Source organism: Acidovorax sp. K2F (genome assembly GCF_025246485.1).
GTDB classification, from domain to species: domain Bacteria; phylum Pseudomonadota; class Gammaproteobacteria; order Burkholderiales; family Burkholderiaceae_C; genus Acidovorax; species Acidovorax delafieldii.
In genome coordinates, this window is sequence record NZ_JAOBSQ010000051.1 from 40,872 (window position 1) to 65,231 (window position 24,360).

Annotated in this window: 22 protein-coding genes and 1 pseudogene; 13 read left to right on the plus strand and 10 right to left on the minus strand. The window is 67.3% G+C overall.

The features are described from left to right. Window positions 1-76: 76 nt before the first annotated feature. The 3 genes from N4G42_RS18980 to N4G42_RS18990 form a co-directional block, all read right to left on the minus strand. Entirely contained in the window at window positions 77-2,410 is a 2,334-nt protein-coding gene (locus N4G42_RS18980; RefSeq protein WP_260668290.1) for an integrin, read from the minus strand. 251 nt (window positions 2,411-2,661) lie between these two features. Continuing rightward, entirely contained in the window at window positions 2,662-3,303 is a 642-nt protein-coding gene (locus N4G42_RS18985) for a YitT family protein (protein ID WP_260668292.1), read from the minus strand. A gap of 164 nt (window positions 3,304-3,467) precedes the next feature. Then, entirely contained in the window at window positions 3,468-3,980 is a 513-nt protein-coding gene (locus N4G42_RS18990; RefSeq protein WP_260668293.1) for an outer membrane protein assembly factor BamE, read from the minus strand. Between the two features lie 76 nt (window positions 3,981-4,056). Between N4G42_RS18990 and N4G42_RS18995 the strand changes: the two genes are divergently transcribed. The 10 genes from N4G42_RS18995 (at window position 4,057) to N4G42_RS19040 (ending at window position 11,977) form a co-directional block, all read left to right on the plus strand. Beyond that, a complete protein-coding gene (locus N4G42_RS18995; protein WP_015015445.1) occupies window positions 4,057-4,263 on the plus strand; it encodes a DUF3460 family protein in 207 nt (68 codons plus the stop codon). A 64-nt stretch (window positions 4,264-4,327) separates the two neighbouring features. Then, entirely contained in the window at window positions 4,328-5,191 is an 864-nt protein-coding gene (locus N4G42_RS19000; RefSeq protein WP_015015446.1) for a segregation and condensation protein A, read from the plus strand. Window positions 5,192-5,254: 63 nt separating this feature from the next. Beyond that, window positions 5,255-6,844, plus strand: a complete 1,590-nt coding sequence (gene nadB / locus N4G42_RS19005; protein ID WP_260668295.1) for an L-aspartate oxidase — start codon at window positions 5,255-5,257, stop codon at window positions 6,842-6,844. Further along, window positions 6,841-7,476, plus strand: a complete 636-nt coding sequence (queE, locus tag N4G42_RS19010; protein WP_260668296.1) for a 7-carboxy-7-deazaguanine synthase — start codon at window positions 6,841-6,843, stop codon at window positions 7,474-7,476. Before nadB ends, queE begins: the two co-directional genes overlap by 4 nt. A gap of 25 nt (window positions 7,477-7,501) precedes the next feature. Beyond that, window positions 7,502-7,876, plus strand: a complete 375-nt coding sequence (locus N4G42_RS19015; protein WP_056058569.1) for a 6-pyruvoyl trahydropterin synthase family protein — start codon at window positions 7,502-7,504, stop codon at window positions 7,874-7,876. A 67-nt stretch (window positions 7,877-7,943) separates the two neighbouring features. After that, window positions 7,944-8,324, plus strand: a complete 381-nt coding sequence (gene panD, locus N4G42_RS19020; RefSeq protein ID WP_260668297.1) for an aspartate 1-decarboxylase — start codon at window positions 7,944-7,946, stop codon at window positions 8,322-8,324. 2 nt (window positions 8,325-8,326) lie between these two features. Continuing rightward, window positions 8,327-9,652 (plus strand): adenosylmethionine--8-amino-7-oxononanoate transaminase, encoded by a 1,326-nt coding sequence (bioA, locus tag N4G42_RS19025; RefSeq protein WP_260668299.1) that lies wholly within the window; start codon window positions 8,327-8,329, stop codon window positions 9,650-9,652. Continuing rightward, window positions 9,652-10,323, plus strand: a complete 672-nt coding sequence (gene bioD / locus N4G42_RS19030; RefSeq protein ID WP_260668300.1) for a dethiobiotin synthase — start codon at window positions 9,652-9,654, stop codon at window positions 10,321-10,323. The genes bioA and bioD overlap by 1 nt, the downstream gene beginning before the upstream one ends. After that, the gene (bioF, locus tag N4G42_RS19035; protein WP_260668301.1) at window positions 10,320-11,540 is read left to right on the plus strand and encodes an 8-amino-7-oxononanoate synthase; all 1,221 of its coding nucleotides are present in this window, start codon (window positions 10,320-10,322) and stop codon (window positions 11,538-11,540) included. The genes bioD and bioF overlap by 4 nt, the downstream gene beginning before the upstream one ends. A gap of 77 nt (window positions 11,541-11,617) precedes the next feature. After that, window positions 11,618-11,977: a 5-carboxymethyl-2-hydroxymuconate Delta-isomerase gene (locus N4G42_RS19040; protein ID WP_110960097.1), complete on the plus strand. Its 360-nt coding sequence runs from the start codon at window positions 11,618-11,620 to the stop codon at window positions 11,975-11,977. 21 nt (window positions 11,978-11,998) lie between these two features. On the opposite strand, the pseudogene N4G42_RS19045 reads toward N4G42_RS19040, so the two are convergent. The 6 genes and pseudogenes from N4G42_RS19045 to nadC all read right to left on the minus strand — a co-directional run. Continuing rightward, window positions 11,999-12,282 (minus strand): annotated as a pseudogene (locus tag N4G42_RS19045) (SDR family oxidoreductase); the annotation flags it as partial. A gap of 197 nt (window positions 12,283-12,479) precedes the next feature. Then, window positions 12,480-13,214: a hypothetical protein gene (locus N4G42_RS19050; RefSeq protein ID WP_260668302.1), complete on the minus strand. Its 735-nt coding sequence runs from the start codon at window positions 13,212-13,214 to the stop codon at window positions 12,480-12,482. Between the two features lie 96 nt (window positions 13,215-13,310). Next, window positions 13,311-13,511 (minus strand): hypothetical protein, encoded by a 201-nt coding sequence (locus N4G42_RS19055; RefSeq protein ID WP_056746779.1) that lies wholly within the window; start codon window positions 13,509-13,511, stop codon window positions 13,311-13,313. A 449-nt stretch (window positions 13,512-13,960) separates the two neighbouring features. Further along, a complete protein-coding gene (locus N4G42_RS19060; protein ID WP_260668303.1) occupies window positions 13,961-15,793 on the minus strand; it encodes a chorismate-binding protein in 1,833 nt (610 codons plus the stop codon). A gap of 75 nt (window positions 15,794-15,868) precedes the next feature. Next, window positions 15,869-16,999, minus strand: coding sequence for a quinolinate synthase NadA (gene nadA / locus N4G42_RS19065; RefSeq protein WP_108498766.1), 1,131 nt, complete (start codon window positions 16,997-16,999; stop codon window positions 15,869-15,871). After that, window positions 16,996-17,844, minus strand: a complete 849-nt coding sequence (gene nadC / locus N4G42_RS19070) for a carboxylating nicotinate-nucleotide diphosphorylase (RefSeq protein WP_260668305.1) — start codon at window positions 17,842-17,844, stop codon at window positions 16,996-16,998. Before nadC ends, nadA begins: the two co-directional genes overlap by 4 nt. Window positions 17,845-18,022: 178 nt before the next feature. Here nadC and panB point away from each other — a divergent pair, with 178 nt between their 5' ends. Next, entirely contained in the window at window positions 18,023-18,904 is an 882-nt protein-coding gene (gene panB / locus N4G42_RS19075) for a 3-methyl-2-oxobutanoate hydroxymethyltransferase (RefSeq protein ID WP_260668306.1), read from the plus strand. A 36-nt stretch (window positions 18,905-18,940) separates the two neighbouring features. Beyond that, on the plus strand, window positions 18,941-19,780 hold the full coding sequence (gene panC / locus N4G42_RS19080) for a pantoate--beta-alanine ligase (RefSeq protein WP_260668307.1): 840 nt from the start codon (window positions 18,941-18,943) through the stop codon (window positions 19,778-19,780). 71 nt (window positions 19,781-19,851) lie between these two features. Here panC and N4G42_RS19085 read toward each other — a convergent pair whose 3' ends face one another. After that, entirely contained in the window at window positions 19,852-20,574 is a 723-nt protein-coding gene (locus N4G42_RS19085; protein ID WP_260668308.1) for an alpha/beta fold hydrolase, read from the minus strand. Between the two features lie 161 nt (window positions 20,575-20,735). On the opposite strand from N4G42_RS19085, the gene N4G42_RS19090 reads away from it, so the two are divergent. Then, on the plus strand, window positions 20,736-24,233 hold the full coding sequence (locus N4G42_RS19090; RefSeq protein ID WP_260668309.1) for a DUF2126 domain-containing protein: 3,498 nt from the start codon (window positions 20,736-20,738) through the stop codon (window positions 24,231-24,233). The last annotated feature ends 127 nt before the right edge of the window (window positions 24,234-24,360 follow it).

Here is a 24,360-nt window from a genome sequence, read left to right on the forward strand (position 1 = left end):
CGGGGGGGGCGCTGAGCCCCCCAATGCGCCGAATGAGAACAGGGCAGCCCGGTGACGACTGCTCTTCAGCAAGCGCTCAGTACAGATACACCGCGCCCGCGTTGGTGCTGCTTTCGTCCGCCTGGTTGCCCCCAATGCCAGTCGATCCGCTGTCTTCGGTGGACGCACCCACGGCCAGCGTAGTGCCGTCCCCCGATATCGCCACACGGCCACCAAACCGGTCACCGGGGCCGGTGTTGGGCGCCTTCAGGTAGGCCTGTTGCGCCCAGGTGCCCGCACTGCGGCGGAACACCAGCACAGCGCCAGCATCTGCGGCCGCGGTGTTGGCCTGGTCACCATTGAATCCGCGCGCATTGCTGTCGTCGCGGTATGACGGCACCACCAGCGTGTTTCCGTCGCTGGACATGGCCAGGTTGTTGCCGAAACGATGGGGCGTACGGGTGTTGGAGGCTTTCAAATACGCCTGTGACTGCCAGACGCCACCTGCGCGAATAAACACAAACACCGCGCCAGAGTTGAGTGCCAGGGTGTTGCTGGGCGGCGGCACGACGAAGGTGCCGGTGTAGTTGCTGCTGTCTCCATCCATGCCAACCGCCAGCGTGTTGCCGTCGCCCGACAAGATGACCGACACACCGAAGCGGTCCTGTGCCTGGGGGTTGGGGGCCTTCAGGTAGGCCTGCTGCGACCACGCCCCTGCATTGCGTTGGAACACATAGGCCGCACCGGCGTTGGCCAGGGTGTCGTCCGCCGGATCACTCGCCAGGGCGCTGCGCTCGAAGAACGCGCCCACCGCCAAAGTGTCTCCCGCGCCCGACAGGCTGAGGTAGATGCCGAAGAAATCTCCCGCACCCGCGTTGGACGCCTTGAGGTAGCTTTGCTGCGCCCAGCTGGTGCCCGTGCGGGTGAAGACGTAGGCCGCACCAGACGCAGCATAGGCGGCATTGCCGTGTGTTCCGGTCAGGTCGCCATCCTCATTGTATGCCCCGACTGCCAGGGTGTTGCCGTCGTTCGAGAGGGCGACGAACGAGCCGAAAAGATCGTCGGCATCCGCGTTGTTCGCCTTGATGAATGCCTGCTGCGACCAGACCGCACCAGCGCGCGAATACACATAGACAGCGCCTGAGCTGCTGGCCAGGTTGTTGGTGGCGGGCATGGTCGCAAACGTGCCCTTCTGGTCGCCGCTCTCGCCATCCGCGCCAATGGCCAGCGTGTTGCCGTCGGCCGACAGCGCCACGGCATTGCCGAAATAGTCGTTGGCCTCGCCGTTGGGAGCCGTAATGCGTGCCTGCTGCGACCACGTGGCGCCGCTCTTCGTGAAGACGTACACCGCCCCGGTGTTGCCTCCCTCTCCATACGCCCCCACAGCCAGGGTGGTGCCGTTGCTGGACAAGGCCACGCGGTTGCCAAACCGGCCTTCGACGGTGGTCGCCGATGCCTTGAAGTACCCCACGGCGCGCACCATGTCGGCCGCCACAGAAGCTGACGGGGCACTGCAGCCCCCCGCATTGCAGGCCTGCACGGTATAGGTGGCATTCAGCCGCAGATGCAGCAGCACGGGTACGGCATAGGTCAGCCCCGTGGAAGTGGTGGATCCGATCTGCACGGGTGTCAATGGACCTGCGCCATCCGGGTCCTCGTACACCGTGTAGCTGGTGGCACCCGGCGCCGAAGTCCACGAGAAAACCAGCGCCTTCGTTCCGTAGCCGATGCCCAGGCCACCCGGTGCAGGGGGAGCTGGCGGCGGTGGGGGCGGTGGCGGAGGCGGGGTATAGATCGTGCTGCAGAGCACCCTCACCTGGGTGACCAGCGCCACGGCGACTCCGGTGCCAGCTTCGACCGAGCAAGCCTGATCCCCAGGCTGCGCCACCACCGTGACCGCGTAGGCGCTACCGTGAGAGACCAGAGATTCAAACCGGAAAGCGCCGTTCTCTGTCAGCAGCAGATCTGCAGCGCCGTTCAGCCGCAGCCTCAATGCGCCCGCCAGGCCCGTGACGGTCCCACCCACGGCATAGGTGTTGGTGGTGCAGGTCACCCGGATGTTGGAGACAGGGCCCGTCACCACGCCCGTGCCGTTTTCCACCGCGCAGGTCTGGCCCACTGGCTGGGTGCGCACAACAATGTTGTAAGTCTGCCCCTGCGCAACGTTGGTGACATAACTGCCGCTGGCCGTGATGGTCACTTCCGCACCGGTTCCGTTGGCGAGCACCAGCGTGCCCGTCAGCCCCGTCACCGTGCCCCCTACCGGATGCTGCACAACGGAAGGTGGTGGGGGTGGAGGCGGTGGCCCGGCAGAGTCTCCGCCACCGCCACAAGCTGCCAGGGCGCCAGCCACGACCAGGGACAACGTCCGGGCCGCACCGGCAAGCCTCGCACGCAGGGCCTCGGCCGTGGCGGAAAAATTTCGATACATCAGGGGTCTCCGGGTCTGTGAACGGGGGGTGGACGCTTCACCCCTCGGGAGGCACAGACGGGTCCGGCTCCCCCGTGCGGATGCAGGCGGGGTGCCTGGAACTCTATGGCGGGAGGACGCGCAAGCGCACCCCACTGAAGCAGGGTTGACGCAGGGAATGGAATGGCCCGAAGGCGTTGGGCGGGGCCCAGAACCCCAGGGTCTTGTTCAGCGGACGAGGCGCTCAGCCACCGTGCGGGTGGCTCTCTTTCTCAATGGCCCACGTAGCGGCCCGGCCGGTGGCTGATCCACAGGAACCCGCTCATCACCAGCACTGCCAGCACCGAATACGCCACCCGCTCCACCGGCACCACGAACAGCGCGAGCAGCACCACGGTGCCGTCAATCATCATCTGCACCTTGCCCGCACGCATGCCGTAGCGGCCTTGCAAGTACAGCGACACCACCGTGGCCCCGCCCAGGCTGGAGCGGTGGCGTGCCAGAAAGAGACAGCCCGTGCCCAGCAACAGCCCGCCCAGCAGCGAGGCGAACAGCGGGTTGAGATAGTCCACATGCATCACGTGCGGGAACAGCTCGGTCAGCAGCGACAGCAGGCCCACGCAGACAAAGGTCTTGATCGTGAACTCGCGCCCCATGCGCGTCCAGGCAAACCAATAGAACGGCAGGTTGACCACAAAGAACAGCTTGCCAAACGAAATGCTGGTGACGTAATGCAGCAAGAACGCCACGCCCGCCGTGCCGCCCACCAGCAGCCCCGCCTGGTTGAACAGCATGAGCGCCATGGCCACAAACAAGGTGCCTGCGAACAGGGCCTGGGCATCTTCAAAGGCGCCATGGCGCAGGGCGGACAGCGGCGGGGCAGTGTCGTTGGCGGTGGGCGGGGTATCGGACATGGGCGTTCAGCGATGGGGGGCGTGGCAAAGGCGCGGAGGCTTTCCGCCGGTGGAGCACTAGGAACTTGGGGGCAGCCCGGCGCGCATCCAGCGGTCAGTCTGCAAGATGAGAAGCAAGCAACGCGCCAGTGCGGGCCAGAGCGGGCCAGTGCGCGAAGATGCCGCTACTTCCCGCCCTTGAACTCCGGCGCCTCCGTGTCGGCGCCCGTCTGCGTGCGCAGCACGAACTGGTCGGATCCATAGACCACCGTGAAGACCTTGGACTGGTTGGGTGCCTCCAGGTAGCGCCAGTCGGCCCAGGTCTCCTTCTTCAACTCGTAGGGCGTGACCTTGGCGGGCTTGCCCAGCAGGCGGCGCACCTCGTCCATGCGCATGCCGGGCGACACGCGGGCAAAGGTTTCGGGTGTGAGCACCTGACGCAGCGCGCTCATGCGGCCGTCGGGGCCGATGGTGATCATGTAGTTGACCTGGCCAGCAGGCTGGCGGTTGTATTCGAAGGTGCGTGCACCACCGGGCTCGTCCCACACATTCTCGGGGGCGCCGAAGCGGTCGCGCACGTCGGCTTCGGTCGAGACGCCCTCTTTGAGCTCGCTGATGCGTTGCGGGTCGCAGGCGGCAAGCACCAGCAGGGAAAAAGTGGCCGCCGCCAGGGCGGCCGAGCGATATATCAAGCGCATAAATTCGTCCCGGTAAAATCTTGGACCTTCGGTGCATCACTGTGCCTGACGCGTTCCAAGAAAGAGTTCACAGTCCATGTCTATTTTCCGCCGCCCCGACTACCAATCCGACGCCACTCAGTTCATCAACCAGCTCAAAGCAAGCCGTCCCGAGCTGGACCAGCAGCAGCAAGCCGGCCGTGCCCTGCTGTGGGACAAGCAAGTGGACCGCAAGATCTGGGGCGAGTACCGCGACGCCCAGGTGCCCCAGAAGCCCTACGTGTACCAGACCAACGCCGATTGAGCATGTTTTTAGCCACAAGCGCAGGTATTTATTGCGCTGGCAGCTACTGATTCAATAGCAGATCATGACCACCGCGAACGCAGCCGAAGCGGCAGACTCGCCCGGCGCGCCCTCGCTGGATGGAGCCGGCATGCCCGATGTGGTCGATCAGGTGGCCCTGGCGCGCCTGTATGGCGAGCCGCTGTTTGCGCTGCCGCAGGACCTGTACATCCCGCCCGACGCGCTCGAAGTCTTCCTCGAAGCCTTTGAAGGCCCGCTGGACTTGCTGCTGTACCTGATCCGCAAGCAGAACTTCAACATTCTCGACATCCCCATGGTGGGGGTGACCAAGCAGTACCTGGCGTATGTGGACGAGATCCGCAGCCGCAACCTGGAGCTGGCGGCCGAGTATTTGCTGATGGCGGCCATGCTCATCGAGATCAAGTCGCGCATGCTGCTGCCGCCCAAGAAGCAGGAAGGCGGCGAGGAACCCGAAGACCCGCGTGCCGAGCTGGTGCGCCGCCTGCTTGAATACGAGCAGATGAAGATGGCCGCCATGCGCCTGGCCAACCTGCCGCAGTACGGCCGCGACTTTTTGAAAGCCCAGGTCTACATCGAGCAGAGCCTGCAGCCGCGCTTTCCCGATGTGCATGTGGTGGAGCTGCAGGAGGCGTGGCGCGACATTTTGAAGCGCGCCAAGCTCGTACAGCACCACAAGATCACGCGCGAAGAACTGAGCGTGCGCGAGTACATGAGCATGGTGCTCAAGACCCTGCAGGGCCGCCGCTTTGTGGAGTTTGAAGAACTCTTCGAGCCCGAAAAAGGCAGCACCGTGTTGGTGGTGACCTTCATCGCGCTGCTGGAGCTGGCCAAAGAGACGCTGATCGAGATCACGCAGGCCGAAGCCTTCGCCCCCATCTACGTGCGCCTGGCCTACACGCCGGCCTAGCGCCGCCTCCCACTGTTCACCGCCCTGGCCGGTGGCCGTGGCATTACTCCATACCCGCAAGCCATGGCATCCCACGACTTCGACGTTCTCATCGTAGGCAGCGGCCTCGCAGGCCTCTCGGCCGCGCTGCACCTGGCGCCCACGCACCGCGTGGCCGTGATCACCAAGCGCACGCTGCAAGATGGCTCCAGCGGTTGGGCCCAAGGCGGCATTGCCGCCGTGCTGGCCGACGACGACAGCTTTGCCGCGCACATCGAAGACACGCTGGTCGCGGGCGCGGGCCTGTGCGACCTGGCCACCACGCGCTTTGTGGTCGAGAACGCGCCCGAGTCCATCGCCTGGCTGCGCGGCCTGGGCGTGCCCTTCACGCTCGAAGGCGACCAGCTGCACCTGACGCGCGAAGGCGGCCACAGCGCCCGCCGCATTGCCCATGTGACCGATGCCACCGGCGCCGCCGTGCAGCGCACGCTGATTGACGTAGTGCGCAGCACCCCCGGCATCACCCTGTTTGAGCAGCACACGCTGGTGGACCTGATCACCACGCGCAAGCTGGGCTTGCCGGGCCACCGCTGCCTGGGGCTGTATGCGCTGGACAGCGACACCGACGAGGTCGTCACCTTCCGCGCGCCACAAACCATCCTGGCCACGGGCGGCGCAGGCAAGGTGTACCTGTACACCACCAACCCCGACACCGCCACGGGCGACGGCATTGCCGCCGCCTGGCGCGCGGGCTGCCGCGTAGCGAACATGGAATTCATCCAGTTCCACCCCACGGGCCTGTACCACCCACACGAAAAGTCCTTCCTCATCAGCGAGGCCGTGCGTGGCGAGGGCGGGCAGCTCAAGCTGCCGCCCTCGGCAGGCGGCACGCGCTTCATGCTCGACCACGACCCACGTGCCGAACTGGCCCCGCGCGATGTGGTGGCCCGCGCCATCGACTTCGAGATGAAAAAACACGGCCTCGATTGCGTGCACCTCGACATCTCGCACCAGAGCCCCGCGTTTTTGCAGGAACATTTCCCCAACATCCTCGCGCACTGCGCGTCGCTGGGCATCGACATCACCAAGGAGCCCATCCCCGTGGTACCCACCGCCCACTTCACCTGCGGCGGTGTGCTGACCGACCTGGCAGGCCGCACCGACCTACCCGGTCTGTACGCCGTGGGAGAGGTGGCCTGCACCGGCCTGCATGGCGCCAACCGCCTGGCCAGCAACTCGCTGCTCGAATGCATGGTGTTCGCCCGCGCCGCCGCGCAGGCCATCGCAGCAGCCCCGACCACAGAACTGCCCACCGTTCCCGCCTGGGACGACAGCCGCGTGACCGATGCGGATGAATCCGTCGTCATCTCCCACAACTGGGACGAGCTGCGCCGCTTCATGTGGGACTACGTGGGCATCGTGCGCACCAACAAGCGGCTGGAGCGCGCCGCGCACCGCATTGCGATGCTGCAGGGCGAGATCCAGGAGTTCTACGCACACTTCCACGTCACGCGCGACCTGCTGGAGCTGCGCAACCTGGTGCAGGTGGCCGACCTCATCGTGAAAAGCGCCCAGCTGCGCCGCGAAAGCCGGGGCCTGCATTTCAGCCGCGACTACCCCGAGGTGGCAGCGCCTGCCGCCCCCACCCTTCTCGTACCACCGGTGGCCCGATGACCTACAGCGTCAAAGAAATTTTCTACACCCTGCAAGGCGAAGGCGGCCAGGCGGGCACACCCGCCGTGTTCTGCCGCTTTGCAGGCTGCAACCTCTGGACGGGCCGCGAGCAGGACCGCGCGCAGGCCATCTGCCAGTTCTGCGACACCGACTTTGCGGGCACCGATGGCACGCTGGGCGGCAAGTTTGAGACAGCCGCCGCTTTGGCCGAGCTGATCGCTGCGCAATGGCCTGCGGGCGCGGGCCACCGGCTGGTGGTGCTGACGGGTGGCGAGCCGCTGCTTCAGGTCGATGCAGCGCTGATCGACGCGCTGCACGCCCAGCAGTTCCGCATCGCCGTCGAAAGCAACGGCACGGTTGCCGCCCCCGAAGGCATCGACTGGCTGTGCATCAGCCCCAAGGCCGGTGCCCCGTGGGTGCAGCGCAGCGGGCAGGAGCTGAAACTGGTCTGGCCCCAGCCCGGCTTTGACCTGCAGGCGCTGGAGCAGGACACGCAGTTCACCCACCGCTTTCTGCAGCCCATGGACGGCCTGCTGCAGCGCCAGAACACTGCTGCCTGCATTGACGCCTGCCTGGCCCACCCTGCATGGCGATTGAGCCTGCAAACCCACAAGCTCACCGGCATCCGGTGACGCGGTTTTCTTTTCTGGTTCCCGTATGTTGTTCACCATCTCCCAGCGCTTTTTCTTCGACGCCGCCCACACCCTGCGCCGCGAGATCGAGGCCGAAGGCAGCCGTCGCGTACACGGCCACACCTACCACGCCGAAGTGTTCCTGACCGGCCCGCGCGACCCCGCCACAGGCATGGTGCTGGACCTGGGCCTGCTGCGCCAGGGCCTGGCCGTGGTGCGCGAGCAGCTGGACCACCACATGCTCGACGAAGTGCCCGGCCTGGGCACACCCACGCTGGAGAACCTGTGCCTGTTCATCGCCCAGGCACTGCCCGCCGACCTGCGCGCCAGCCTGAGCCGCGTGCGCGTGTGGCGCGAGGCGCTGGGCGACAGCTGCGCGCTGGACTTTCCACAGCCCTGACCGGCCATAGCCCTGCCACCGGCAGGCCACCCCCCAAAAGTTCACAGACTTCACCCAAGGAAGCCCGATGTTCCGCACCCTGCTCAAATCCAAGATCCACCGCGTGGCCGTGACCCAGTGCGAGCTGCACTACGAAGGCTCCTGCGCCATCGACGAAGACCTGCTGGACGCCGCCAACATCGCAGAGAACGAGCAGATCCACATCTGGAACATCAACAACGGCGAGCGCTTTGTCACCTACGCCATCAAGGGCCAGCGCGGCAGCGGCATGATCTCGGTGAATGGCTCGGCCGCACGCCGCGCTGCAGTGGGCGATCTCATCATCATTGCGGCCTTTGCCCAGGTGCACGAAGACCAGGTGGCCACGCACCAGCCGCAACTGGTGTTTGTGGACGACCACAACCGCCAGACGGAACTGCGCCACGCAGTGCCCACGCAGGCCCTGTAACGATGGCGCCGACCCATGACGCTCTGGCGGCCCGCAGCCTGGCTGCCGTCTGGCACCCGTGCACCCAGATGAAGCGGCACGAGGCCCAGCCTCCCGTGGCGATTGCCCGCGCGCAGGGCCAGTGGCTCTACGGCACCGATGGGAAGCGCTACCTGGACGGCATCAGCTCCTGGTGGGTCAACCTGTTCGGCCACAGCCACCCACACATCCAGGCCGCGCTGGTGGACCAGCTGGGCCATCTGGACCACGTGATGCTGGCGGGCTTCACCCACGCGCCCGTGGTGGAGCTGTCCGAACGCCTGGCCGCCCTCACCGGCCTGGGCCATGCGTTCTACGGCAGCGACGGCGCAGCCGCCACCGAGATCGCCCTGAAGATGAGCGCGCACTACTGGCGCAACACCGGCCGCCCTGCCAAGAGCCGCTTTGTGGGCCTGGCCGGTGGCTACCACGGCGAAACCGTGGGCGCGCTGGCCGTGACCGACATAGCGATCTTCCGCGAGGCCTACGCGCCCCTGGTGCGCCTGGCTGACACCGTGCCCAGCCCCGATGCACGCGGCGCAGGCCCCGGCGAGACAGCCCAGGACGTGGCCCGACGTGCCGCTGCGGCGCTGGAGGCGTGGTTGCAGGAGCACCACGCCACCACCGCCGCGCTGATCGTGGAGCCCCTGGTGCAATGCGCAGCGGGCATGGCGATGCACGACCCCGAATACCTGCGCCTGGCGCGCGCGCTGTGCAACCGCTACGAGGTGCACCTGGTGGTGGACGAGATCGCCGTGGGCTTTGGCCGCACGGGCACCATGTTTGCGCACCAGCAAGCGGGCATCCGGCCTGATTTCATCTGTCTTTCCAAGGGCCTGACGGGCGGCACGCTGCCGCTCTCGGCCGTGCTCAGCACCGACGCGGTGTACGCGGCGTTCTACGACGACGATGTGGCACGCGGCTTTCTGCATTCGCACTCGTATACCGGCAACCCCCTGGCCTGCCGCGCTGCGCTGGCCACGCTAGAACTGTTCGACCAGCTGGATGCGCTGAATGCCAACAAGGCGCTGGCGCAACACATCGATGCGGCGTGCGCGCCCTTGGCGCAGCACCCACGTGTGCGCCATGCGCGCCGCCTCGGAATGATCTGGGCCTGGGATGTGGACACCACGCTGCCCGATTTTTCCCGCCGCTACCACCGGCACGCCATGGCGCGGGGGCTGGTGCTGCGACCCATTGGCAAAACGCTGTACGCCATGCCGCCCTATGCGCTCGACGACGAGGCCGTCCAGTGCCTTGCCAGCGGCGCGCTTGATGCGCTGAACGCCACCCTGCAGGAGGAAAGTTGATGATGGGATGTTTTGTGACCGGCACCGACACCGGTGTCGGCAAGACGCTGGTGTCCGCCGGGCTGCTACACGCTCTGGCGCGCCACCACCGCCGCGTGGTGGGCATGAAGCCCGTGGCGGCTGGCCTGGTGCCCTGGGGGGACGACTGGGCCAGTGAAGACGCGATTGCGCTGCGCTCGGCCTCTACCCTGGCCGTGCCGCCATCGCTGGACAACCCCGTGCTGCTGCCCGACCCGCTCTCGCCCCACATCGCCGCGGCGCGAGCGGGTGTACAGATCGACATCGCTGCCATCGTCGCCAGCTACCAAACGCTGGCCGCACAGGCCGACGCCGTGGTGGTGGAGGGGGCAGGCGGCTTTCATGTGCCGCTCACCGATACGCTGACTGGCGCAGACCTTGCCCAGGCCCTGGCCTTGCCGGTGGTGCTGGTGGTGGGTTTGCGGCTGGGCTGCCTGAACCATGCGTTGCTGACCGCCGAGGCCATCCGTGCGCGGGGCCTCACGCTGGCGGGCTGGGTGGCCAACCGGTTGGACCCCGACATGGAGGCGGTGGAGGACAACATTGCCTACCTGCGTACCCGGCTGGGTGCACCGCTGCTGGCCGATGTGCCGCACCAGGAGCTACCCGAACCCGGCAGTCTGGTGTTTGATTTGCCCAAGGACTGGCGATGACAAGCGCCACGGCACCACAAACGTCGTGGCTCGACGAGATCCCCGCGCGCCTGGCCGACATCGAACGCGCCCACCTGCTGCGCCGCCGCCGTGTGGTGCAGCCCGCCGGCGGTGCACGCCTGCTGGTGGACGGCCGGCCCATGCTGGCCTTTTGCAGCAACGACTACCTGGGCCTGGCCGGCCACCCTGCGCTGGCCGAAGCCGCGCGCGAGGCCACACACCACTATGGCGTGGGCTCGGGCGGCTCGCCGCTGGTCAGCGGCCACAGCGCTGCCAACGATGCGCTGGAGCACGATCTGGCGGCCTATGTACAACTGCCCCGGGCCCTGTACTTCTACGCGGGCTATGCCACCAACACCGGCATCATCCCCGCGCTGGTGGGTGACGGCGATGCGCTGTTCTCCGATGCACTCAACCATGCCTGCCTGATCGACGGTGCCCGCCTGTCGCGCGCCACCATCCACCGCTATCCCCACGCCGACCTGGCAGCGCTGGAAGCGCAGCTTGCCGCCAGTCCCGCAAGGCGCAAGCTGGTGATCAGCGATGCGGTGTTCAGCATGGACGGCGATCTCATCGACATCCCAGCCCTGCTCGCGCTGTGTGAGCGCTACGACGCGCTGTTGTTGCTGGACGATGCCCACGGCTTTGGCGTGCTGGGCCCCCAAGGGCGCGGCAGCCTGGCACAGGCGGGGCTGACGGGCCCCCACGCCTCGCGCCGCGTGCTGTACATGGCCACGCTGGGCAAGGCAGCGGGCGTGGCGGGCGCTTTTGTGGCCGGCGATGCAGCCCTCATCGAATGGCTGCTGCAAAAAACGCGCACCTACATCTTTGCCACCGCCGCGCCACCGCTGCTGGCGAGCGCACTGCGCCAAAGCCTGCAGCTCATGGAGGAAGCCGACGACCGGCGCGCGCACCTGGGCGGACTCATCGCGCAACTGCGCCAAGGCCTGTCCACGCTGCCAGCATCGCTGGGCTGGCACCTGCTGCCGTCGCACACCCCCGTGCAGGCCCTGATCATCGGCAGCAACGAAGCGGCGCTGGCGGTGATGGAAGGCCTGCGCGCCAAAGGACTGTGGGTGCCTGCCATCCGCCCGCCCACCGTGCCAGCGGGCACAGCGCGGCTGCGCATTGCGCTGTCCGCCGCGCACACCACCGACGATGTGGCGCAACTGCTGGCCGCGCTGCATGCGCTGGCGACATCGTTGGTGAGTCGCTGACAAGCCGCAGTACCATGCACAGCCCAGGCGCCCTGCCAGTGCAGGCCCTCCCCCTATCCTTCCAGCGAGACGATTCCATGCCCCACCTGACCATCGAATACTCGGCCAACCTGCCCCACTACCCCGAAGCCGAAACGTTGACGGCCCTGAACGCCGCCCTGTGCGCACATCCCCAGGTGCAGGACGAGGCCGACCTGAAGACGCGCTTCATCGTGGCCGACAGCTTCGAGATCGGCATCGCGCCCGCCAACCGCGCCTTTGTGCACGCACAGCTGCGCCTGCTGTCAGGCCGCACGCCCGAAGCCAAGAAGGAGCTGTCCGACCTCATTGCCGCGGTGCTGCGCGAGCGCACCCCCAAGCCCCAGGGCGTGATGGTGCAATTGAGCGTGGAGATCGTCGATATGGACCGGGGCTCGTACGCCAAAGAGCGGCTCTGACGCCGCGCTCCTGCCCCCGCCTCAGGCCCCGTCGCCTGCGTTGCCGGTGATGGGCTGCACGATGCCCGTGATGTAGCTGGAACAACACGGGGCCGCCAGGAACACGTCGGCGGGCGAGATCTCCTCGGGTTGCGCCGGGCGGTCCAGACGCGTTGTGACGCCAACCTTTTCCACTTCCTTGGCCAGGCGCTCCGCCGGGATCAGCGGTGCCCACACCAGCCCTGGCGCCACCGCTTTCACGCGGATTCCCCGGTCGGCCAGTTGTGCTCCAGCACCTGGGTAAAGGCATGGATCGCACCCTTGGTGACCGGGAGCGAAGGGACGGAGGCGGTCACGGAGGAATGTCTTTCTGCCGACAGGGGCTCCAGGTCAACCGGAGCCAAAAAAAGGGGCGCCTGGGCTTCAAGGCCAGTGCGCCCACGGTGGTACGGACGGCGAGTTCAACGACCGGGCCGGGCCAGTACACACTGCCCCGGCCCGGCCGCGTCAGTCGCAGCAACGGTCAGCTGGCATCCTTGGACTTGCCGGTATTGCCCTGGTTGCCGCCAGACGCAGTGCTGGATGCGCTCTGGGAGCCCGCACCTTTCTGGTTCTGCTGACCCGAACTGCCGCTGGTGCGTGTGGAGCGCCACTGGCTGAAGTCATCCGAGAACTTCTGGTAGCGCTCCTTGCGCCAACTGTCGTAGTCGTCATCCAGCATGCGCAGTTGCTCGTCGCGCCACTGCTGGTAGTCGGGATCGCGGTGGCCCCGGCTCTGCTGGGCGGGCGGTGCATTGCGGGTGAAGCCATAGGCGTTGCCATAGCCACCCTGGCCGCGTTCATCATCGCGATAGGGCGAGGCAAAGCGCCCTTCGTCATCGCGAAAACCCTGGCTCTCGTACGGGGCTCCCCAGGCCTGGTGCTGACGGCCTGGGCCGTTGTCGTAGCCCGAGCGGCCCTGAGCCCCATATGCACCAATGCTCTCACGCCCGGTGCGTGGGTAGCCCTGCGACTCGCCACGGCTGCGGTTCAGGCCGTACTGGCCGTAACGTTCGTGGCCATAGCGTTCTTGCTCATAGCGGTCGCTGCGGTCATTGCGGTTCTCGAACTCCTGGCGGTAACCGCCAGGGCTGCTGCCGCGATGGTCTTCGCTGCCGTAGCCCTGGTGGTCACCGCGCTCGGTAAAGCGCATGTCGTCGGCATCGCGGCCCATGCCATGGCGGGAAAAGTTGCTGTCGTCGCTGTCTCTGTAGCCCATGGTGTTCTCCTTGCGGTCAATGGGAATATCAAAAGTTGAAAGTGAATAAGAATGAAAGGGTGCGGCTGGCCACATGCTGTTGTGGCCCGCCCGGTCTCAGGGCTGGCTCTTGTGCGAATCGCGGCTGCCTTGCTGCTTCTGGTCGCGGCCCTGCGCGTGTGTGTCGGCGTCGTTGCGAGCACCTTGCTGGCGGTGGGTGTTGCCGCCCGTGCTCTGCTCGGCCTGCTGCTGCCCGGCGGGCGACTGGCGCTGAGACGAAGGGATGTTGGGCTGGTTCTGCGGGTTGTTTTGAGACATGGTGGCTCCTGTCGAAGTGGTTGAACAAAGGTTGCACACAAAGCCTGCAAAGGCGTCTTGTGTGGGTTCATGTTCGAGGGGCACCGCAGCGCTTTTTGTAGGCCGTGTCCTATAGGCCTGTGGGCCAGGTGCGATGCGGTGTAAGCAAGCGCACAGCAGGTAGCGGGATGCAAAAGGGGGCATTTGCCAGACCGCAGCAACCGGCCTTGCCAGGCCGGTGCGGTCAGGCTGGGTGGGCGCCATGCACGCGCCTACAGCCCTGGCAAGCAGCGTCACATCCTGATGCACAGGATGCGCGTTGGCACGCTCGGCCCGCTGCCTGAACGACCACTGAAGGCAACACACCCATGGCCTGATCCATTGCGCTGAACGGCCCCTGCGGCGGCCGCCAAAACGCCAAACACTTGGGGGGCGGGACGCCAACAGGGAGGCTGCGAGAAAAGGGTTGGCTAGGCGTGCAGCGTGGCGTCCAGCCAGCCGCGCAGGCTGTTGATGAACGCCCAGCCTTGCACGCGGGGAATGTCGGCCACGCGCAGCACGGCCTCCACCACGTGGCCGTCCTGCAGTGCCACGGCGCGGCCCACGCCGGGCAGCAGGCCGCAGGACAGGGGCGGCGTCACCCAGCGCCCATCGACGAGCGCGGCGATGTTGCCGAAGGTGCCTTCGGTGATCTCGCCCGCCTCGTTCCACAGCACCGTGTCGAACACGCCGGGGGTGGTGGGTGCAAACGCCGCGTAGTGCGCGCGCCGCGTGGTCTTGTAGCGCACAAACTCGCTGTGTGCGGCCGCAAAGGGGCGCGGCGCCAGTTGCAGGCGCACAGGCACTGCCGTGGTCTGCAGCGCAAAGGCCTCGGCGCGGGCGCTGCCATCCGCCGCCAGCAGCAGGCGCACCCGCCAGTCGCCATCGCGGTGTTGCAGGGCGGCAATCTGCAGCTCCTGACGCACCGCATGGGCGTTGAACACAAAGCCGAAATGCGCGGCCGCCTCGCCCATGCGGCGCACATGCTGGTCGGCGTGCACGAATTTGCCGTGGTGCAAGCCCAGGGTTTCGAGCACCTCGAACGGAGCGCTGGCCCGCTCGACAAAGGCGCGCTTGTGGTGCCACTCGGACCATTCGGCGCCCGCCCCGGCACCCGAGGTGATGCCGCTGCCAATGCCGCAGGTGGCTTTGGCAACGCCGGCGGAGGCCTCCGCACCCGCACCCGTACCCACGCCACGCAGCACCACGGTGCGGATGGGCACATTGAACGTGGCCGCCACCGGGTGCAGGCCGTCCGGCCCCGTTGCCCCGCCAGGCCGCACCACACCCACCGCGCCGCAATACACACCGCGCGGCGCGGGCTCCAGCGCGCGGATCATCTGCATGGCGCGCACCTTGGGCGCCCCCGTGACGGAGCCACAAGGGAACAGCGCCGCAAAAACCTCTGTCAGCGTGGTGCCGGGCCGCGTGCGCGCCGTCACGTCCGAGGTCATCTGCCACACCGTGGGCAAGGCCTGCGTGGCAAACAGCGCAGGCACCTGCACGCTGTGCGGCAGCGCAATGCGCGACATGTCGTTGCGCAGCAGGTCCACGATCATCACGTTCTCGGCACGCTCCTTGGGCGCCGTGCGCAGGTGCTCGGCCTGCTGCGCGTCCTGCTCGGGGGTGGCGCCGCGCGGGGCCGTGCCCTTCATCGGGCGGGCCAGCAGGGTGCCGCCTTCAGGCGCGTCCAGCCAGTCAAAAAACAGCTCGGGCGACACCGACAGCACCTGCTCGTCACCCGCCTGCAGGTAGGCGGCATAGCCCCCGGGCTGCGCGCGCAACAGTGCAGCAAACAGGGCCTGCGGCGAGCCCTGAAGCGTGCCGCGAAAGGGCGCGGTGTAGTTGACCTGGTACAGCTCGCCCGCCGCGATGGCCTGCTGGATCTGCGCCAGTGCGGCGTCAAACGCCTCGCGCTCGGGGCTGTCGTCCCACACTACCTGCGCTGGGGTTGCCGCTGCGGCCGCATCCGCCGCGTCGTCGGTCCCGGGTTGGGGCGCGTCGTACACGGCGAACCAGGCCAGCGGGCCGTCGGCCGCATGGGTCTGCAATGCGGCATCGAAGGCCGGGGCGGCCTCGTAGCGCACATGGCCCACGCACCAGCGTCCTTGCTGTGCGGCGGCAAACACGGCGTCGAGCACACCGCGCACCTCGTACAGTGCCTGGGCCACCAGCACCTCGCGTGGGGCCTCGAAACGGTGGCGCAGGCGCGCGGCGCCTGCGCTCAGCGGCTGGGTGAAGTCAATGTGGCAACTAGAAGTCAAAGCAGGCGGAGGCGCTAGTGGATCATGCGCCTGTAGCTATCAAAACATGAGCAAACATCAACACGTCGTGCGCACTCAGGCAGCGCCCAGGTGGGGCAACAGTGCGCCGGTGGGCTGACCGTTCTTGAGCGCCGCCGTGAAGGCCAGCATGCGGTCAATCGGCTGGCGCGCACGCGGAATCAGTGCAGGGTCCACGTGCACAGCGTTCGCACCGGTCTCCAGCACGCGGGCCACATCGGCCAGGCCGTTCATCGCCATCCAAGGGCAGTGCGCGCAGCTTTTGCAAGTGGCGCTGTTGCCCGCCGTGGGGGCTTCGTAAAACATCTTGCCGGGGTTGAGCGTGCGCAGCTTGTGCATCATGCCGTTGTCGGTGGCCACGATGAACTCGGTGGCGTCCATCTCGCGCGCGGCCTTGAGGATGGCGCTGGTGGAGCCCACGGCGTCGGCCAGGGCCACCACGTCGGCGGGGCTCTCGGGGTGGACCAGCACCTTGGCATGCGGGTGCTGCTGCTTGAGCAGCTCCAGCTCCAGCGCCTTGAACTCGTCATGCACGATGCAGGCACCGTTCCAGAACACCATGTCGGCGCCCGTCTCACGCTGGATGTAGGCGCCCAGGTGGCGGTCGGGCGCCCACAGGATCTTCTGGCCTGCGGCCTTGAGGGCGCTCACGATGTCGAGCGCGCAACTGGAAGTCACCAGCCAGTCCGCGCGCGCCTTCACGGCCGCGCTGGTGTTGGCGTAGACGACCACAGTGCGGTCGGGGTGCTGGTCGCAGAACGCGCTGAATTCGTCGATGGGGCAGCCCAGGTCCAGAGAGCAGGTGGCGTCCAGGTCGGGCATGAGCACGGTCTTTTCCGGGCTCAGGATCTTGGCCGTTTCGCCCATGAACCGCACGCCGCTTACCACCAGGGTCTGCGCCGCGTGGTCGCGGCCAAAGCGGGCCATCTCCAGCGAGTCGCTCACCAGGCCTCCAGTTTCCTCGGCCAGGTCCTGCAGGTCCGGGTGCACGTAGTAGTGCGACACCATGACCGCATTCTTTTCCTTGAGCAGGCGACGGATCTTGTCCTTGAGCGCGGCACGCTCCGCCTGCGAAGGTTCGGGCGGCACACGCGCCCAGGCGTGTTTGGTGGAGCAGACGACGCCTTCCTCGGTATCGAGCGGCTGCTCGTACTCCACGTCGATGCGGTTCAGTACAGCGGTGGTCATGACAGCTCCTGCAGGCGCATCGAAAAGTCGGTGGCCTTCACGTCCTTGGTCAGCGTGCCGATGGAGATGCGGTCCACGCCGGTCTCGGCCAGTTCGCGCAGGCCGTCGAGCGTGACGCCGCCCGATATTTCCAGAATCGCACGGCCCGCGTTGATGCGCACCGCTTCGCGCAGCATGGTCAGGGGCATGTTGTCCAGCAGCACCATCTTGGCGCCAGCCTCCAGCGCCTCGGCCAGTTGCTCCAGGGTTTCGACTTCGATCTCGATGAACTTTGCCTGAGACGCCACCCGCTCGGCCGCGCGCAGCACGGCGGTCACGCCTCCCGCAGCAGCAATGTGGTTCTCTTTGATCAGCACCGCATCGTGCAGGCCAATGCGGTGGTTGGTGCCGCCGCCCACGCGCACGGCATATTTCTGCGCCAGGCGCAGGCCGGGAATGGTCTTGCGCGTGTCCACGATGTGGGCACGGGTGCCAGCCACCACATCCACATAGGTACGGGTCTTGGTGGCCACGGCCGACAGCAGTTGCAGGAAGTTGAGCGCCGTGCGCTCGGCGCTGAGCAGCGCGCGGGCATTGCCTTCAATCTCCAGCACCACCTGGTCGGGGGCGCAGCGCTGGCCTTCGGCCACATGCCAGGTGATCTGCACCGTGGGGTCGAGGGCGCGCAGCGCGGCCTCGGCCCAGGGGGCGCCGCAGATGACGGCGGCTTCGCGTGCCAGGATGCGCGCGCGGGCGCGGCGGGCGGGGTCGATCAGGCCGGCGGTGAGGTCGCCGGTGCCCACGTCTTCGGCCAGGGCGCGGGCCACATCGGCCTGGGCCAGGGCCTTCACTTCGGTATCGCTCATGGGGGTCTTTGCGGGGGAATGTGCGGAATATGTCGCAGCTGTCATGGGCCGCGAGCATACCGGGAACGCAAAGGCCACTGTGCCAGCGCTGGCCCCTGGGGCCCGCGCTGGAAACCAATAAGTACACCCAGTATTGGTCGCATAGACTCGCGGCAATTTTTTGGCTCCACCGCGCTATATGACCGCCACCAGCCCTGTTTCGGCCACGCCCTATGGCACGCTGCCGCCCGCATCGCCCCTGCCCCAGCGCAAGCCCGTGAGCCTGCCGCGCCTGGCGCAAATGCGCGCGGCGGGCGAGAAGATCACCATGCTCACCGCCTACGACGCCACCTTTGCGGCCGTGGCCGATGCGGCGGGGGTGGAATGCATTCTGGTGGGCGACTCGCTGGGCATGGTGTGCCAGGGCCTGCCCAGCACGGTGGGAGTGACGCTGGACACCATGGCCTACCACACGGCCAGCGTGGCGCGCGGCCTGCACCGCGTGCAGGGCACGGCCTGGCTGGTGGCCGACCTGCCCTATGGCACCTACGCCGAAAGCCGCGAACAAGCGCTGCGCAGCGCCTGCGTGCTGATGCAGGCGGGTGCACACATGGTCAAGCTCGAAGGTGGTGGCTGGACGGCGGCCACGGTCGAATTCCTGGTGCAGCGCGGCGTGCCCGTGTGCGCCCACCTGGGCCTGACGCCGCAAACGGTGCACGCGCTGGGTGGCTACCGCGTGCAGGGCAAAACCGACGACGCGGCCCGCACGCTGCGCAAAGAGGCCCATGAGCTGCAGGACGCAGGCGCCGCCATGCTGGTGCTGGAGATGGTGCCCGCAGCGCTGGCCGCCGACATCACGGCCGAGCTGCCGCACTGCCACACCATCGGCATCGGCGCGGGCAACGGCACGGCCGGCCAGGTGCTGGTGTTGCACGACATGCTGGGCATGAACCTCGGGAAGATGCCGAAGTTCGTGCACAACTTCATGCAGGACGCGGGCAGCGTGCGCGGCGCCATGGAGGCGTATGTGCAGGCCGTGAAGCAAGGGCGTTTCCCGGACAACGCTGTGCACGCCTGGTGAGCCCTTTTCCTCTCTCCTTCTGACCCCTCCGACCCCATGCTGATTGCTCGCTCCATTGCCGACCTGCGCCAGGCCCTGGCCCCCTACCGCCGCCCTGCGTTTGTGCCCACCATGGGCAACCTGCACGACGGGCACATTGCCCTGGTGCGCCAGGCCAAGCCCCTGGGCGATGTGACCGTGGCCAGCATCTTTGTGAACCGCCTGCAGTTTCTGCCGCACGAGGACTTTGACAGCTACCCGCGCACCTGGGAGGCCGACTGCGCCCAGCTGCAGGCCGCCGGTTGCGATGTGCTGTTTGCCCCGCGCGAGACGGACCTGTACCCCGAGCCCCAGACCTTCAAGGTGCACCCTGACCAGCAGCTCGCCGACATGCTGGAAGGGCACTTTCGCCCCGGCTTTTTTGTGGGCGTGAGCACGGTGGTGATGAAGCTGTTTGCCTGCGTGCTGGGCGCCACCGGTGGCGTGGCGGTGTTTGGCAAGAAGGACTACCAGCAGCTCATGGTGATCCGCCACATGGTGCGGCAGTTTGCGCTGCCCATCGAGATCGTGGCGGGCGAGACCTGCCGCGCGGCCGATGGCCTGGCGCTGAGCTCGCGCAATGGCTACCTCAGCCTGGACGAACGCCAGGAGGCTGTGGCCCTGTCGCAGGCCCTGAAGCGGCTGGCGCAGCAGTGGCTGGATGCCAGCGACCGCAGCACGCTGGAGACCCAGGCGCAAGACGCGCTGCGCGCCCGGGGCTGGGCGCCCGACTACCTCACGGTGCGTCGCCGTGCCGACCTGCTGCTCGCCACGGCCGACGATGCCGCAGGCACACTGGTGGCGCTGGGTGCTGCACGGCTGGGCAGCACGCGGTTGATTGACAACCTGGAGTTCTGATTAGCTATCATTTCAATAGCTATTCAGGCATGTACCACTAGCGCTTCCTGTCAAAAATCCTTCTAACCAATTCAAATCCACCCGTTGCGGGCCAGCCACTGCACCAGCAAGCGGGTCACCACCTCGGGCTGCTCCATGGTCAGCATGTGGCCGCTGTCGGGCAGCAGGTGGTGTTCGGCGCCGGGCACCAGCGCCGCAATCTCTGCCGAGCATTCCGGCGGCGTGAGCTGGTCGGCCGCGCCACACACCACCAGCACGGGGCAGGCCACCTGCGGCAGATGCACCCGCGCATCGGGCCGATGGATCACGGCACGGTTCTGGCGCACCAGGTGGTCGGGGCCCGCGTCCAGCACAAAGTCCAGATAGGCCTGCACCAGCTCCGCCTTGGCGGCGTTCGCGGGGTGGAAGGCCAGGGCCACGTTGGGCTCGATGACCTCGCGCACCCGGCCCTGTTCAAACAGCGCGATGGCACCTTCGCGCAGGGCGCGCATGTCGGGTGTCTCGGGTCGCGCGGTGGTGCCCAGCAAGGCCAGCCCCGCAACCCGCTGCGGCGCCTGGCGCGCGGCCTCCATGGCGACCATGCCGCCCATCGACGCACCGGCCAGCACCAGCGGCCCCGCGTGCTGTGCCAGCAGCCGTGCGGCAAAGTCCTCGATGCGATGCAGGTTCACATCCTGGTGGGCGGTGGCGACCTCGGGGCGCAGCGCGGCGGGCAGCAGCGGCAGCACGCCGCGCCACATGCGTTCATCGGCGGCCAGACCGGGCAGGAGCAGAAGTTGGGGGGAGTGGGACATGGATGAAAAGAGGCTTCACCAAGTTGGTGCGCGATGAGAAGCATGCAGACAGCCCCAGCAGCGGGGCACGGACCGCACATTGTGAACAGCCGATGACCGCTTGTCACCGCCTCCGGAATAGTTGCCCGCGATGGCTCGGGACTTGCTAGCATGGCCTGCATATGCCCATCCACGCCGCGCTCCACCACGTTACGCATTACCAATACGACCGGCTGGTCGGCCTCGGGCCGCAGACGATCCGATTGCGGCCTGCGCCCCATTGCCGCAGCAATGTGATTTCGTACTCGCTCAAGGTCGAGCCCGCGCAGCACTTCATCAACTGGCAGCAAGACCCGTTTGCCAACTACCAGGCACGGCTCGTCTTCCCCGAGAAGACGCGCGAGTTCAAGGTCACGGTGGACCTGGTGGTGGAGATGGCGGTGTACAACCCCTTCGACTTCTTCCTGGAGCCCGAGGCCGAGAACATCCCTTTCAAGTACAGCAGCGATGTGCAGCAGGAGCTGGCGCCCTACCTGGCCACCGACCCGATGACACCGTTGGTGCAGGCCTATCTGGACAAGGTGGACCGCAGCAAGCAGCGCACCATCGATTTCCTGGTCAAGCTCAACCAGCAGGTCTCGCAGGACATCCGCTACCTGATCCGCCTGGAGCCCGGCGTGCAGACACCCGAGGAAACGCTGCAAAAGGCCAGCGGCTCGTGCCGCGACTCGGGCTGGCTGCTGGTGCAGCTGCTGCGCCACCTGGGGCTGGCGGCGCGGTTTGTGTCGGGCTACCTGATCCAGCTCACCCCCGATGTGAAGGCGCTCGATGGCCCCAGCGGCACCGACCACGACTTCACCGACCTGCACGCCTGGTGCGAGGTCTACCTGCCCGGCGCGGGCTGGATCGGCCTGGATGCCACCAGCGGCCTGATGGCGGGCGAGGGCCATATCCCGCTCGCTTGCACACCCCAGCCCTCGGGCGCCGCGCCGATTGAAGGTGGCGTGGACAAGGCCGAGGTGGAGTTCAGCCATGAAATGCGCGTGACGCGCATCTACGAATCGCCCCGCGTGACCAAGCCCTACACCGAAGACCAGTGGCAGGCTGTGCTGGCGCTGGGCGAGCAGGTGGACGCCGACCTGGTGGCGGGCGACGTGCGGCTGACGATGGGCGGCGAGCCCACCTTTGTGGCCGTGGGCGACCGCGACGCGCCCGAGTGGAACACCGACGCGCTGGGCCCCACCAAACGCGGCTTTGCCACCGAACTCACGCACAAGCTGCGCGCCGAATACGGCCAGGGCGGCTTCCTGCACTTTGGCCAGGGCAAGTGGTACCCGGGCGAGCAGCTGCCGCGCTGGGCACTGTCGATCTGCTGGCGCGCCGACGGCCAGCCCGCGTGGCAGAACCCCGCGCTGTTTGCCGACGAACGCAACCCCTCGCACTACACCAGCGCCGACGCCGAGCGTTTTGTGCGCCACCTCACGCGCAAGCTGGGCGTGACGGACCGCTACATCCAGCCCGGTTATGAGGACACCTTCTACTACCTGTGGCGCGAGCGGCGCCTGCCGGTCAACGTGGACCCGTTTGACGCGCGTCTGGACGATGAGCTGGAGCGCGCACGCCTGCGCCGCGTGTTTGAGCAAAAGCTCGACAGCGTGGTGGGCTATGTGCTGCCGCTGCAGGCGGGCGAAGGCGCAGGCACGCTGGCGGGCAGCGTGTGGAGCACGGGGCCGTGGTTCTTCCGCGACGACCGCATGCTGCTCATCCCCGGCGATTCGCCCATGGGCTACCGCCTGCCGCTGGACGCCCTGCCCTGGGTGAAGGCGTCGGACACCGAGCACCTGATCCCGCAAGACCCGACCGCACCCCAAGGCCCGCTGCCCGCTGCGACCACGCTGCGGGCGCGGTATTCCCTTCCAGCGGGCCCCGTCACCGGCGACCGTGACCTGCCCTACCTGGCGGGCGCCACCGCACCGGGCGAAGCACGCCGCGTGGTGCAAGGCACCGCAGGCGGCGACCACGCACGCCAGGCCGGGCAGCCCGACCCGCATGCGGGCATGCAGCCCCCGGGCAAGTTCCAGTCGGCCGCAGGCCTGTCGCGCACTGCCCTGTGTGTGGAAGTGCGCGACCCGCGCCGCGCCAGCGGCCCCAAGGCCGAGAAGGTGGGTGAGAAGTACGGCGTGCTCTACGTCTTCATGCCCCCGCTGGCGCGCCTGGAGGACTACCTGGACCTGCTGGCGGCCATCGAGGCCACGGCCAAAGAACTGGGCATGAAGATCGTGCTGGAAGGCTACCCGCCGCCGCGCGACGCACGCCTGAAGGTGCTGGCCGTGACGCCCGACCCCGGCGTGATCGAGGTGAACATCCACCCCGCCAGCCACTGGAAGGAGCTGGTGCAGCACACCGAGTTTCTGTACCAAGCCGCGTGGGAGACCCGCCTGTCGGCCGAGAAGTTCATGACCGACGGCCGCCACACCGGCACCGGTGGCGGCAACCACTTTGTGATGGGCGGCGCCACACCGGCCGACTCGCCGTTCTTGCGCAAGCCCGAGCTGCTGGCCAGCCTGCTGCTCTACTGGCACAACCACCCTAGCCTGAGCTATCTGTTCAGCGGCCTGTTCATCGGACCCACCAGCCAGTCGCCACGCGTGGACGAGGCGCGCAACGACCAGCTGTATGAGCTGGAGATCGCACTGCGCGAGATCGAAACCAACCGCGCAACCTATGGCCAGGACATGCCGCCGTGGCTGGTGGACCGCACGCTGCGCAACATCCTGGTGGACGTGACGGGCAACACCCACCGCAGCGAGTTTTCCATCGACAAGATGTTCTCGCCCGACAGCAGCACCGGCCGCCTGGGCCTGCTGGAGCTGCGCGCCTTTGAGATGCCGCCCCACGCCCACATGAGCGTGGTGCAGCAGCTGCTGCTGCGCGCCCTGATCGCCCGCTTCTGGAAGACGCCCTACCGCGCGCCCGCCGCCCGCTGGGGCACCGAGCTGCACGACCGCTGGATGCTGCCCACGTTCATCCAGCAGGACATGCACGACGTGGTGGCCGAGATGAACGCCGCAGGCTACGCGTTTGACGCGGCCTGGTTTGCACCGCAGTTCGAGTTCCGCTTCCCCATGGTCGGCACCGTCCAATCGATGGGTGTGGAGCTGACCCTGCGCAACGCGCTGGAGCCCTGGCATGTGATGGGCGAGGAAGGCTCAGCCGGGGGCACCGTGCGCTATGTGGACTCGTCGCTGGAGCGCATCGAGGTGCGCGTGACGGGCATGAACGAAAGCCGCCATGTGGTCACCGTCAACGGCCAGCCGCTGCCCCTGCAAAGCACGGGCACGACCGGCGAGTTTGTGGCGGGTGTGCGCTACAAGGCCTGGAACCCGCCCTCGGCCCTGCACCCGACCATTGGCGCCCATGCGCCGCTCACGTTCGACATCGTTGACACCTGGATGAACCGCTCGCTGGGCGGCTGCCAGTACCACGTGGCGCACCCGGGCGGGCGCAACTACGACACCTTCCCGGTCAACGCGTATGAGGCCGAAAGCCGCCGCCTGGCGCGCTTCTCGCGCATGGGCCACACGCCGGGCAGGCTGGCGGTGCCGCCTGCGACGATTGAGCTGCCGGGCAGCCGGGAGTTTCCGTTCACGCTGGATCTGCGACGCAAGATGCGGAGGTAGAGAAGCCCCCCTGAGTCGCTGCGCGCCTTCCCCCCAGGGGGAAGACGCCCTTGCTGCGGGGCGACCCTTGCTTGGCGTCTCTGGCATCGGCCCCGCCAGTTTCGACGGTGCGGGTTACCCGCAGAGT